Genomic DNA, 12,699 nt, shown 5'->3' with positions numbered 1-12,699 from the left:
GATCTGCGGCAGGCGGCCGGGCGGAAGGGCTGCCCGGCCAAGGGTCTGCGCAGGGGGCTGTCAGAGACCGAGGCCGCTGAGGTCGGGGTGGTCTGCCGGGCGCGGGCCCTGCGGCCAGTGGAACAGGCGCGCGTCCCCGGTGATCTTCAGGTCGTTGATCGAGGCGAACCGGTGCGCCATGCGGCCATCCTCGGCAAACTCCCAGTTTTCGTTGCCGTAGGAGCGGTACCACTGGCCGGTGGCATCGCGCCACTCATAGGCAAAGCGCACGGCGATGCGGTTTGCGGTGAAGGCCCACAGCTCCTTGATCAGCCGGTACTCATGCTCGCGCTCCCATTTGGCGGCGAGGAAGTCCTGCACCGCCGCGCGCCCTTGCGGGAAGTCGGCGCGGTTGCGCCAGTTGGTGTCCAGGGTATAGGCCAGCGAAACGGCCTCGGGGTTGCGGCTGTTCCAGGCATCTTCGGCGGCGCGGACCTTGGCGATGGCAGTGTCGCGGGTGAAGGGCGGCAGCGGGGGGCGGGGAGCTTCTGTCATGTTTGTTTACCGATCTGTTAAGTTGTGAGGGGCAAAGTGAACAGATCGGTAAAGGGATTCAAGGCCAAAGACAGGCTTCTGTCCGCACAGATGCGTGAGCCGTTCCAGTTCCTGAGGAAAGTTATTTTCTTTTCGTTGGTTAGCTTTACGTTTGTTATAAAAATAATATTAACTGATCGGTGCAGAAACAGCCCCGCTGGAGGTGCAATGAGGCCGAACAAACGTGGCGAGCTGGTCCGGAAAGCCTTGGACCTGTTCTATGGGAACGGCTTTCACGCCACCGGCATGGATCTGGTGGCGGCGGAGACCGGGGTGTCGAAAACCTCGATCTACAAGCACTTCCGCTCCAAGGAGGAGCTGATCCTGGCGGTTCTGAAACTGCGGGACGAGGATTTCCGCACCTGGCTTTATACGCGGCTGGAGGCGCGGGCGGATACCCCGCGCGGCCAGCTGGAGGCGCTGTTTGACGTGCTGCAGGAATGGTTCGAACAGCCCGGGTTTCAGGGCTGCATGTTTATCAAGGCCAGCGCCGAGTATCAGTCGCCGGACGATCCGATCAACCTGCAGTCGGCAGACCACAAGCAGGTGCTGCAGGCGCATTTCGCGCATCTGGCGGCCGGGGCCGGGGCCAGGGATCCGGACGCGCTGGCGCGGCAGCTGATGGTGCTGAAGGAGGGCGCGATTGTGCTGGCCGCCCTGACCCACAGCAGCGCCCCGGCCCGGGATGCCCGCGCCGCTGCTGCGGCGCTGATCGAGCAGGCAATCGGCTAGCCGTCAGGCGGTTTGCCGGCCTGCGCGCAACACTTGCCCTGTCTGCGCGTCAGCCCGCGCTGCGCGGGATGGCGGCTGCTGCGGCAATCCTGTACCATCGCGGACAGAAACGCCAACGGAGTACGGGCCGAATGACCCCATTTTCCATCGCGGGCATCCAAATGCACGTGGACGCGCTGCATTCGAATGTCGACGCAATGATACACCGGATCGACGTGCTGATGGCGCGCTTTCCCTGGACGCAGATGGCCGTGTTCAGCGAACTGGCGCCCTACGGGCCGCTGACCAAATATGCGCAGCCGCTGCACAATGAGGCGATTGAGCGGTTTTGCGCCGCGGCGGTGAAACACGGGATCTGGGTGGTGCCCGGGTCGATGTTCGAGATCACGGACACCGGCAAGATCTACAACACCTCCTCGGTGATCAATCCGCAGGGCGAGGTGGTGGCGGTCTACCGCAAGATGTTCCCGTTCCGCCCGTATGAGCAAGGCGTGGAAGCGGGCACCGAATTCTGCGTGTTCGACATTCCCGACGTAGGCCGGTTCGGCCTGTCGATCTGCTATGACATCTGGTTCCCGGAAACCACCCGCCAGCTGACCAGCCAGGGGGTCGAGGTGCTGCTGCATCCGGTGCTGACCGGGACGGCGGACCGGGATGCCGAACTGTCCATCGCCCGCGCCACAGCGGCGCAGTTCCAGTGTTTTGTCGTCGATGTGAACGGGCTGGGCGCCGGGGGCGTGGGGCAGTCCTGCATCATTGATCCGTCGGCCACGGTGCTGCACCAGTCGGGCCGCCATGAGGACATGTTCCCGCTGGAGCTGGATCTTGACCAGGTGCGCCGCCAGCGCGAGGTCGGCCTGAAAGGGCTGGGCCAGGTGCTGAAAAGCTTCCGCGACCGGGAGGCGGATTTCCCGGTGTACGACCGCACCAGCGGGGCGGATGCTTACCTGCATACGCTGGGGCCGCTGGAGATTCCGGTGCAGGGCTCGCAGGCGGGTCTGAATGCCCGCGCACCGGGCGACGGCGCAAACGGGTTTGCCGAATTGCATCCGATACACTACGCTGAAAGAAAAGCAGGCGGTTGATCAGTCTCATTTCTTAATAGCCAGAGCCTTTTGATCTCCCGCCGATAACCAGGATGGGAGGTGCATATGCAAGTAATGGGCGACTATTACTCGGCGATCCAGCTGCGTCACGATCAGTGGACAACGCTGAGAGAAGTAACCGAAGCCCTGGCCAGTGCCCGAAAACCGAAACGTGAAGCAGCGCTCGTGACGAATGTCCGGGCGCTGTTTGATTTACTGGGCCCGATTGAGACGTATTGGGCCTTTCCCGGTGTGCAGGCATTTGAGCAGATACGGCGCCAGTTCGAGCACGGCAATTACGCTGATGTGGCGTTTTCGGTGCAGCGCATCTGCCGCGCCTTGTCCACTGGCGCCTACCGGCGGCGGCATGTGCCGCTGGATCGCGACTCGGCGGATGCGGACGAGCATGAGGACGAGGTCATCCAGCCGCCCGAGGCGCGGGCCTTGGCCAAGCCTTATTTCGAAGTGCTGGTGGTCGACAACGTCAACGAGCATCAGGAGCGCTGGCTGCACAGCAACTTCAAGAAGATGCGGCGCCCGGAAGATCCTTTCCACTATGAAACCGTGGTGGTGCCCAGCCTGCAGGACGCGCTGATCGGGATCCTGTTCAACTACAACATTCAAGCCATCGTGGTGCGGCCGGGCCTCAAGTTCGACTCGAAGATGGAGATGTCGCTGCTGACCCGCTACCTGGACTGGGCCGGCGGCACCGAGGGCATCGAGGCGGTCCGCTCGCTTGACCATGGCCCGGCGCTGTGCCGGCTGGTGGCGAATGTCCGGCCAGAGCTGGATGCCTATCTGGTCACCGACCGCTCGGTCGAAGAGATCGCAGGCCATGATCTGGGGATCTGCCGCCGGGTCTTTTACAATCAGGAAGATTTCATGGAGCTCCACCTCAATATCCTGAGGGGGGTGCAGGCGCGCTACAAGACGCCGTTCTTCACGGCGCTGGTGGAGTATTCCAAACAGCCGACCGGCGTCTTTCACGCGATGCCGATCAGCCGCGGCAAGTCGGTCTCGCGCAGCCACTGGATTCAGGACATGGGGGCGTTTTACGGCTCCAACATTTTCCTGGCCGAGACCTCTGCCACCTCCGGCGGGCTGGACAGCCTGCTGGAGCCGCACGGGCCCATCAAGCAGGCGCAGGAACAGGCCAGCCGCGCCTTCGGGTCGAAACAGACGTTCTTTGCCACCAACGGCACCTCAACCTGCAACAAGATCGTGGTGCAGGCGCTGGTGCGGCCCGGCGATATCGTGCTGGTGGACCGCGACTGCCACAAGTCGCACCATTACGGGCTGGTGCTGGCGGGGGCGCAGGTGGTCTATCTCGACAGCTATCCGCTGAATGAATACTCGATGTACGGCGCGGTGCCGCTGCGGGAGGTCAAGCACATGCTGCTGCACCTCAAGGCGCAGGGCAAGCTGGACCGGGTGCGGATGCTGTTGCTGACCAACTGCACCTTTGACGGCATCGTCTACAACGTCGAGCGGGTGATGGAGGAATGCCTGGCGATCAAGCCGGACCTGATCTTCCTGTGGGACGAGGCCTGGTTTGCCTTTGCCCGGTTCAGCCCGCTGTACCGGCAGCGGACCGCGATGAACGCCGCCAATGTGCTGCGCGAGCGGCTGCGCAGCGACGCCCATGCCAGAGCCTGGGAGGAGCAGCAGAAGCAGCTGAAGGATGCCAGCGAGGAGGAGTGGCTGAACACCCGGCTGCTGCCGCCGCCGGACGCGCGGGTGCGGACCTATGCCACCCAGTCCACCCACAAGACGCTGACCTCGTTGCGGCAGGGGTCGATGATCCACGTGAATGACCAGGATTTCAAAGGCGAAGTGGAGGTGAGTTTCCACGAAGCCTACATGACCCATACCTCGACCTCGCCGAATTACCAGATCATTGCCTCGCTGGACGTGGGGCGGCGGCAGGTGGAGCTGGAGGGGTTCGAATTCGTCCACCGTCAGGTGGAGGCGGCGATGGCGATGCGGCGGGCGATCATGACGCATCCGCGGCTGAGCAAGTATTTCAGGATCCTCACCGCCGCCGACATGATCCCAAGCAAGCACCGCGAAAGCGGGCTGGAAAGCTATTACGATCCCGAGCGCGGCTGGTCGGATGTCTGGGACAGCCTGGTGCATGACGAGTTCGTGCTGGATCCGACCCGGGTGACGCTGGCGGTGGGCGGCACCGGCTGGGACGGCGACACCTTCAAGACGCAGATCCTGATGGATAAATACGGGATCCAGATCAACAAGACCTCGCGCAACACGGTGCTGTTCATGACCAACATCGGCACCACGCGGTCTTCGGTGGCCTATTTGATCGAGGTTCTGGTGGAAATTGCCACCGACCTGGACGAATTGCTGGACGACGCCTCGATGATGGAAAAGCGCGGCTTCGAGAAGCGGGTGTCCAACCTGATGCACGACCTGCCGCCGCTGCCCGACTTCAGCCGCTTTCACGATGCTTTCCGCTCTGCTCCGGAAACGCCCGAGGGGGACATTCGCTCGGCGTTTTTCCTGAGCTATGAGGAAAACAACTGCGACTATCTGGAGCTGGACGGCTCGATCAAGGCGGCGATGGAAAGCGGCCAGGAGGTGGTCTCAGCCTCTTTCATCATCCCCTATCCGCCGGGATTTCCGATCCTGGTGCCGGGGCAGGTCGTAAGCCAGGAAATCCTGGCCTTCATGCGGGCCTTGGACGTCAGCGAAATCCACGGCTACCGGGCCGACCTGGGGCTGCGCGTGTTCACCGAGGAGGCCCTGAAACAGCAGGCCAAGGCCAATCAGGCGCGGCTGAAGCTGAACGCCGCCCGGCACAAGATTTTCTGAAGGGAGAAATAAGGCATGCCATCTGCAGCACTGAACAATATCTCTGAAATACGCCGGCACTTTCACCGCAACGAGGACCCTGTGTATTTCGTCTCGGCAACCAATTTCAACCTGCTGGGGCTGGATGAATGGTGCAAGAATTTCAAATACATATGTTACATTGACTGCTATGGCGGCAAGCATCCCAACGTGTTCTGCCCGTCCGAGCAGCCGCACGCCGAATTCCAGTCGATCGAGGATATCAACAACTACCTTCTGCAGCACAAGGAGGTGGTCGAATGGATCAAAGGGCGGGGCGGCAAGCCCAAGTTCGTGTTCCTGATGTTCGACGAGGAGACCGAGCGCCTGGCCAAGGAACTGGGCGGCGAGGTCTGGTTCCCCAGCGCCAAGCTGCGCCAGAGCATGGACAACAAGATCGAAACGGTCCGGATCGGCAATAAGGCGGGGGTGCCTTCAGTGCCGAACGTGCTGGCGGAGGTCAAGGATTACGAGGATCTGAAGAAGACCTGCGAAAAGGCGGGCATCGGCCATGACGTGGTGCTGCAATCCGCCTTTGGCGACAGCGGGCACACCACCTTCTTCATCAATTCCGAGGCCGATTTCCGCCGCCACGAGCATGAGATCGTGGGCGAGGGCGAGATCAAGATCATGAAGCGGATCGATTGCCGCGGCTCGGCGATCGAGGCCTGCGCGACCAGGGAGGGCACCATCGTCGGGCCGCTGATGACGGAACTGGTCGGCTTCAAGGAGCTGACCCCCTACCGCGGCGGCTGGTGCGGCAACGAGATCTTTTCGACCGCGTTTCCGCCCAAGACCCGCGAACGGGCGCGCGAGCTGACCTTCAAGTTCGGCGAGCAGCTGCGCAAGGAAGGCTACCGCGGCTATTTCGAGCTGGATTTCCTGATCGACAAGAAGACCGGGGAGATCTGGCTGGGTGAATTGAACCCGCGCATCACCGGCGCGTCCTCGATGACCAACCACGCGGCCTTTGCCCATGCGGACGCGCCGCTGTTCCTGTTCCATCTGCTGGAGTTCTCGAAGAAGAAGTTCAAGCTGGACGTGGCAGAGCTGAACGACCGCTGGGCCGATCCCAAGATGATCGACAGCTGGTCGCAGATGGTGATCAAGCACACGGATGATTCCGTCGATATCGCCACGGAGGTGCCGGAGACCGGCATTTACCGCATGGCCGAGGACGGCACCGTCCAGTTCGACCGCTTCGACTATCACCGCCGTGCGGTCGAGAGCGAGCAGGAGGCGTTTTTCCTGCGCATCCTGCAGCCGGGCGATTACCGGTATGAAGGCGCCGACATCGGCATTCTGGTGACCCGCGGCCGGTCGATGACGCCGGGGTTCCAGCTGAATGACCGCGGCAAGCGCTGGATCGACGCCATCAAGAGCAATGTCAAAGCGCGGCCGCTGCCGATGCAGGAGGCAGGGCCGGTGGTGGCCGATCCTGCCTTCAAGATCATGTAGGCCTGCTGTGAGGGCATGATCATCCGCTGGCGCGCCATCGACGAACCCCAGCCCGGTCCCAAGTGGGCCGGGCTGTTCCGGGAATTCTGGCCCGACTATCACAAATGGTGGGTCCGCGAAGGCCCGGAGGCGCGCCCCGGTTACCTGGACAGCGTCAACGCGCTGAAGCGGCATATGCCGGAGCTGCTGCCGCTTTATGAGGAGCTGTGCGGCCTGGCGGGCGGCGCGGATCATGCGGCGCGGTTTCTGAGTTTCTACTGCCCGCCGCCCTATCTGTCGGCCTGTTCCCAGGCGCTGTGGCCCGGGCCGGAGCCGGTTCTGGTGCGCAATTACGACTACAGCCCGCATGCCTTTGACGGGGTGGTGATGCGCACCGAATGGCTGGGCCGCGCGGTGCTGGGCACCAGCGACAGCCTGTGGGGGCTGGTGGACGGGATCAACGATGCCGGGCTGGCGGTGTCGCTGACCTTCGGCGGCCGCCGGGTGGTCGGCGAAGGCTTCGGCGTGCCGCTGATCCTGCGCTATGTGCTGCAGACCTGCGAAACCGCAGAGGAGGCCGGCGCGGCGCTGTCCCGTCTGCCGACGCATATGAGCTATAACGTCACCGTGGTCGACCGGGACCGCAAGTTCCTGACCGCCTTCATGGCGCCCGACCGCAAGGCGGTGCTGAAACATGTATCAGTCGCCACCAACCACCAGGAGAAAGTGGAGTGGGACAGCCATGCCCGCTTTACCGCGACCGTGGAGCGGGAGCGGTTTCTGCTGCAGCGGCTGACGCTGCATGTGGAGTCGGAAGAGAAATTCATCGGCGCGTTTTTGAAGCCGCCGCTGTATTCCTCGGCTTTCAGCGAGGGTTTCGGCACGCTTTACACGGCGGTCTACCGGCCCCGCAAGCTTGAGATGGAGCTCCGCTGGCCGGGCAGTGTCTGGCATATGCCGCTGATGGCGTTTGACGAGCGCACCTTGGCCGTGCAGGTGCCGGTATTTTAGCCGCCGGGCCGGTCCGGTCTGCCGGTGGCGGACCATCCCCTGTCTGAAAGACTGCTGAGCTGCCCCGCCGCCGGCGGCCCCCCGCTTATCCCCGCATCAAAAGGCTGCACGTTCCGGGAAAATTGGAACTGACCGGGTGTGCTGTGAGTTGTCCATGTATCGAACCGACCGATACAGCCCGGGGAGGAAGCCATGCACAGTATCTTCTACATCATTGGCGTCGTTGTCGTCGTTCTCGCCTTGCTCAACTTTATCGCCTGATCAGAGGGAGTATTCAGATGTCCGGAACAGACAAAGTGAAAGCCGCCGCAAAAAACGTTGCCGAAGAGGCCAAGTCCGCCGCGGCAACCGCTGCTGAAACCGCCAAGAAGGAGGCGCAGCTGCGCGCCGAAGCCGCCAAGGAAAGCGTCGCCGACGAGGTGAAATCCGTCGCCTCGGCCCTGCGCTCCGCCTCCAACGAAATGCGCAGCGGCTCGCCGCATGAACGCGCGATCGGCCAGGTGGCCGGCACCCTGGCCGATGTGTCAGACTCGATCCGCAACCAGGACCTTGGCGACATGGTCCATTCGGTTTCGGATTTCGCCCGCAAGAATCCGGTCATGTTCCTGAGCAGCGCTGCGCTGCTGGGCTTTGCCGCCGCGCGCTTTGCCAAGGCGTCGGACAGCAGCCATCAGGACACACCGCAGCTCCCTGCAGCGCACCCGTCCGCGGCTGCCCCCGCCACCAGCCCCGCGCAACCGGCGGGCGGCTATCCGGTCACGCAGAACGTGGGAGATCCGAAATGACACAGACAAATCCCGGACCTGGCGGATCGCCGAATGCCGCCAGCATCGTGTCCGAAGCGCTGAACAACATCAGCTCGCTGATCCGCAACGAGCTGGCGCTTGCGCGGGCCGAGATCGGCGAAAACATGAACCGCGCGGCCGTTGCCTTGGGCCTGATCGTCGGCGGCGTCGTGGTGGCGCTGACGGCGCTGAACGTCCTCGCCGCGGCGCTGTCCGCCGGGCTGACCGAAGCCGGAATGGACCCGGGCTGGGCAGCCCTTCTGGTGGGCGTGGCCTTTGCCGCCATCGCCTTTGGCATGATCGCCAAGGGCACCAGCGACCTCAAGCTGTCGAGCCTGGCCCCGACCCGCACCGCTGAAAACGTGAAGCGCGACGCGCAATCCATTAAGGAGACGTACAATGACAAATGACAGCCGTTCTGTTCACGAGATTGAGCGCGAGATTGAACGGGATCGCGCGCAGCTGACCAGCAACCTTGAACACCTGCAGAACAAGTTTTCCGTCGACGGGGTTGTGCAGCAGCTGGGCGAACAGCTGCGTGAGCACGGCGGCGAGATCGGCAACGCCATCACCCGGACCGTCAAGGAAAACCCGGCGGCGGTGGTGCTGACCGGCGTCGGGCTGGCCTGGATGATCTTCGGCCAGGGCCGTTCCGGCGCGAGCCGCAGCGGTGCCGGCCGTGACAGCGGCTGGGAAGACCGCCGGGCAGGCGGCAGCTATGGCGGGCACGCCTCCAGCGGCACGCTGGTGACGCGCCCCGATCCGCGCATGAAGGGCGGCACCGAAGGGGTTCCCGCCTGGGCGCGCGACGATGATGACGATGGCAGCAGCCTGGCTGACCGCGCCGCCGGCGCCGCCGCATCGGCGCAGGCCAAGGCGTCTGCAGCAGGATCGGCGCTGCACGACAAGGCCTCGGCGGCGGGCTCTGCCGTCAAGGATGCTGGCGCAGCCGCGAAGGACAAGGCCGCAGCGGCCGGACAATCGGTCCGTGACGGCGCATCCTCCGCTGCAGAAGCCGCCCGGCTCAGCGCTGCCCGCATGCGCGCCCGCCTGTCGGAAGGCACCGAGAACCTGTCCGAAGAGGCCAAGGCCCGCGTGATCGCGGCCCGCGAGGCCGCTATTGATGCCCGCCGCAAGGCCGCAGAGGCGCTGGCCTCCGGGTCGCGCCAGTCGGCGGACTTCTACAACCGCCAGCCGCTGGTTGCGGGGGCACTGGCGCTGGCGCTGGGCGCAGCCATCGGCGGTGCGCTGCCGCGCACCCGCACCGAAGATGACATGCTGGGCGCCTACAGCGACAAGATGACGGAGCGGGCCGAAGCGATCCTCCGCGAAGAGCAGGAGAAGGCCGTCGCGGTGATGCAGGCCGCCCGCAAGGAAGCTGAAACCATCGCCAGCGAGAAGCGTGAGGCGATGGACAGCGCGGCGCCGCAAGGCAAGACCGCAGCCCAAGCTGCTGCCGACGAGTTGAAGTCCGCCGGCAAGCGCATCGCCGGAGCGGCTGCCGACAAGGCCAAGGAAAAGGATCTTGGCAAGCCTTCATCGTAAGACGGGCCCGGAGGCTGCCTCGGCAGCCTCCGCCTTTGCATGAAACGGACGGGGAGGACGCGCCATGGCACGCGGCAGGCACGCGGAAGCACCGTACAGGATCCCGCCCAAGGGCTGGAAGGATATCGCCCTGCGGGTCAAGGACGAGGTTGCCGCGGACCACGTGGGGCTGATAGCTGCCGGTGTGGCCTTTTACGGGTTGATGGCGCTGTTCCCGGCGATCACCGCGCTTTTGGCGATCGGCGGCCTGATGGTTGAGCCCGCCCAGATCGTCGATCAGATTTCGCAGCTTGAAGGGGTCGTGCCGGACGAGGTGATGGAGATTATCGTCGGCCAGGCGACCCAGGTTGCAGGGTCGCGGGAAGGCGGGCTGGGACTGGCCGCGGTGGCGGGTATCGTGATTGCGCTCTATTCGGCCTCCAAGGGCATGAACAGCCTGATCGAAGGCATGAACGTGGCCTATGACGAGGAGGAGAAGCGCGGGTTCTTCATGAAGACCTTTGTTACCCTTGTTCTGACGCTGTTTCTGATTGCCGGGCTGCTGATGGGCTTGCTGGCGACGCTGGCGGTTCCGTCTGTTATCGCGCTGGTTGACGCAGGCCCCGTGACCGAAGCGCTGGGCACGCTGCTGGCCTGGGGCGTGCTGCTGGTGATGACCATGGCCGGGCTTGCGGTGCTTTACCGCTATGGCCCCTCGCGCGACAAGCCCGAGCTATTGTGGACGTCGCCCGGCGCGGCTGCCGCCTGTGTGCTGTGGCTGGCAGGCTCTGCCGGGTTTGCGTTTTATGTCGGCAACTTCGGTTCCTACAACGAAAGCTTCGGCGCGCTGGCCGGGGTTGTTGTTCTGCTGATGTGGCTGTGGATTTCCGCCTTCATCGTGCTGCTGGGGGCCGAGATCAACGCCGAAGTCGAGGCGCAGACGACCTATGACACAACCGTCGGCCCGGATGAGCCGATGGGCGAGCGCGGCGCGGTGAAGGCCGACAAGCTGGGCGCGCCGCAGGGCAGCTGAGGCAGCCGGAGCTGCCGGCTCCTGGCAAAAACGCACCGGGCGAGAGCGGCGGCGCCCAGGGACCTTACCGCTGCAGCGACACGTTTTTCCACAGTGATTGAAGAGAGGTCTGGAATGACAAGCTCCAACGACAGCAAGGGCACCCCCCCGACCACCACCGATGCGGGCCAGCGCGTTCACAGCGACGAGCATTCGCTGACCGTGGGGCCGGACGGGCCGATTGTGCTCAACGATCATTACCTGATCGAACAGATGGCAAACTTCAACCGGGAGCGCATCCCGGAGCGCCAGCCCCACGCCAAGGGCGGCGGCGCGTTCGGCTATTTCGAGACCACGCAGGACGTGTCGAAATACACCAAGGCCAAGATCTTTCAGCCCGGCGCGAAATGCGATGCCCTCGTCCGCTTCTCGACAGTGGCCGGCGAGCGGGGCAGCCCCGACACCTGGCGCGATCCGCGCGGCTTCTCGGTGAAAATGTACACCGAGGACGGCAATTTCGACATGGTGGGCAACAATACCCCCGTCTTTTTCATCCGCGATCCGCTCAAGTTCCAGCATTTCATCCGCAGCCAGAAACGCCGCGCCGACAACGACCTGCGCGACCATGACATGCAGTGGGATTTCTGGACCCTGTCGCCGGAAAGCGCGCATCAGGTGGCCTATCTGATGGGCGACCGGGGCATCCCGAAGAGCTGGCGCGAGATGAACGGCTATTCCAGCCACACCTACTCGCTGGTGAATGCCGAGGGGGAGAAGTTCTGGGTCAAGTTCCACTTCCACACCGATCAGGGGGATGGCAACGCGTACCTGAGCCAGGAGGAGGCCGACAAGCTGGCCGGCAGCGACGGCGATTATCACCGGCGCGATCTGTTCAATGCGATCCGCGACGGCAACCCGCCCAGCTGGACGCTAAAATGGCAGATCATGCCCTATGAGGATGCCAAGACTTACCGCCTTAACCCGTTCGATCTGACCAAGGTCTGGCCGCATGCGGATTATCCGCTGATCGAGGTCGGGAAACTGGTGCTGGACCGGAACCCCACCGACTTCCACACGGAAATCGAACAGGCGGCGTTTGAGCCGAACAACATGGTGCCGGGGGTTGGGCTGTCGCCGGACAAGATGCTGCTGGCTCGGGGCTTTTCCTACGCGGACGCGCACCGGGCGCGGCTGGGCGTGAACTACAAGGAAATCCCGGTGAACAAGGCGCAATGCCCGGTCTACAGCTATTCCAAGGACGGGGCGGGACGCACGCAGAAGGTTGCGGATCCGGTCTATGCGCCCAATTCCTATGGCGGGCCGGCAGCAAAGCCCCCCGCTGGCCCCGAGGCCGGCCTGTGGCATACGGACGGCGGCATGGTCCGCCAGGCCTACACGCTGCGGGAAGACGACGATGACTGGAGTCAGGCCGGCACGCTGGTGCGCGAGGTGATGGACGATGCCGCCCGCGACCGGCTGGTGTCGAATGTGGCCGGGCATCTGAGCGACGGTGTCAGCGAGAAGGTGCTGCAGCGGGCGTTCGATTACTGGCGCAACATCGACGGCGAGACCGGCGGCAGGATCGAGGCCGCTGTGCGCGAGAAGCTGGGCGGCGCGTCGGAAGCGCCGGGTCTGGCCTCGGCCGAAAGCATCAGCGGCAGCGGGACTGGCGGATAGAAACCGCATTGCCACT

The 12,699-nt window shown here is 63.9% G+C and carries 11 protein-coding genes; 10 read left to right on the top strand and 1 reads right to left on the bottom strand.

Translation table 11 applies throughout. The features are described from left to right. Nucleotides 1-60 precede the first annotated feature (60 nt). Complete coding sequence (locus tag B2P87_RS16880) at nt 61-534, bottom strand: DUF1348 family protein (protein ID WP_141889433.1); 474 nt, start codon at nt 532-534, stop codon at nt 61-63. A gap of 207 nt (nt 535-741) precedes the next feature. Between B2P87_RS16880 and B2P87_RS16875 the strand changes: the two genes are divergently transcribed. The 10 genes from B2P87_RS16875 to B2P87_RS16830 all read left to right on the top strand — a co-directional run bounded on the left by B2P87_RS16875 (nt 742) and on the right by B2P87_RS16830 (nt 12,683). Next, the gene (locus B2P87_RS16875) at nt 742-1,305 is read left to right on the top strand and encodes a TetR/AcrR family transcriptional regulator (protein WP_141889434.1); all 564 of its coding nucleotides are present in this window, start codon (nt 742-744) and stop codon (nt 1,303-1,305) included. Between the two features lie 131 nt (nt 1,306-1,436). Beyond that, nucleotides 1,437-2,390, top strand: a complete 954-nt coding sequence (locus B2P87_RS16870; protein WP_141889435.1) for a carbon-nitrogen hydrolase family protein — start codon at nt 1,437-1,439, stop codon at nt 2,388-2,390. A gap of 66 nt (nt 2,391-2,456) precedes the next feature. Next, complete coding sequence (locus B2P87_RS16865; RefSeq protein ID WP_058286311.1) at nt 2,457-5,219, top strand: ornithine decarboxylase; 2,763 nt, start codon at nt 2,457-2,459, stop codon at nt 5,217-5,219. 15 nt (nt 5,220-5,234) lie between these two features. Then, the gene (locus tag B2P87_RS16860) at nt 5,235-6,695 is read left to right on the top strand and encodes a biotin carboxylase (RefSeq protein WP_141889436.1); all 1,461 of its coding nucleotides are present in this window, start codon (nt 5,235-5,237) and stop codon (nt 6,693-6,695) included. A 15-nt stretch (nt 6,696-6,710) separates the two neighbouring features. Next, nucleotides 6,711-7,685, top strand: a complete 975-nt coding sequence (locus B2P87_RS16855; RefSeq protein ID WP_244270207.1) for a C45 family autoproteolytic acyltransferase/hydolase — start codon at nt 6,711-6,713, stop codon at nt 7,683-7,685. Between the two features lie 278 nt (nt 7,686-7,963). Beyond that, on the top strand, nt 7,964-8,470 hold the full coding sequence (locus B2P87_RS16850; protein ID WP_141889437.1) for a hypothetical protein: 507 nt from the start codon (nt 7,964-7,966) through the stop codon (nt 8,468-8,470). After that, nucleotides 8,467-8,880 carry a phage holin family protein gene (locus B2P87_RS16845; protein WP_058286314.1) on the top strand — a complete coding sequence of 138 codons (414 nt, stop codon included), beginning with the start codon at nt 8,467-8,469 and terminating at the stop codon, nt 8,878-8,880. Before B2P87_RS16850 ends, B2P87_RS16845 begins: the two co-directional genes overlap by 4 nt. After that, nucleotides 8,870-10,015, top strand: coding sequence for a DUF3618 domain-containing protein (locus B2P87_RS16840; protein ID WP_058286315.1), 1,146 nt, complete (start codon nt 8,870-8,872; stop codon nt 10,013-10,015). Before B2P87_RS16845 ends, B2P87_RS16840 begins: the two co-directional genes overlap by 11 nt. A gap of 64 nt (nt 10,016-10,079) precedes the next feature. Further along, nucleotides 10,080-11,027 (top strand): YihY/virulence factor BrkB family protein, encoded by a 948-nt coding sequence (locus tag B2P87_RS16835; RefSeq protein ID WP_141889438.1) that lies wholly within the window; start codon nt 10,080-10,082, stop codon nt 11,025-11,027. A gap of 114 nt (nt 11,028-11,141) precedes the next feature. Further along, nucleotides 11,142-12,683 carry a catalase gene (locus tag B2P87_RS16830; protein WP_141889439.1) on the top strand — a complete coding sequence of 514 codons (1,542 nt, stop codon included), beginning with the start codon at nt 11,142-11,144 and terminating at the stop codon, nt 12,681-12,683. Nucleotides 12,684-12,699 lie beyond the last annotated feature (16 nt).

Source organism: Leisingera sp. UBA4491 (assembly GCF_002388965.1).
Lineage (GTDB): Bacteria > Pseudomonadota > Alphaproteobacteria > Rhodobacterales > Rhodobacteraceae > Leisingera > Leisingera aquaemixtae.
This window is presented reverse-complemented; position numbering and strand designations above follow the sequence as displayed.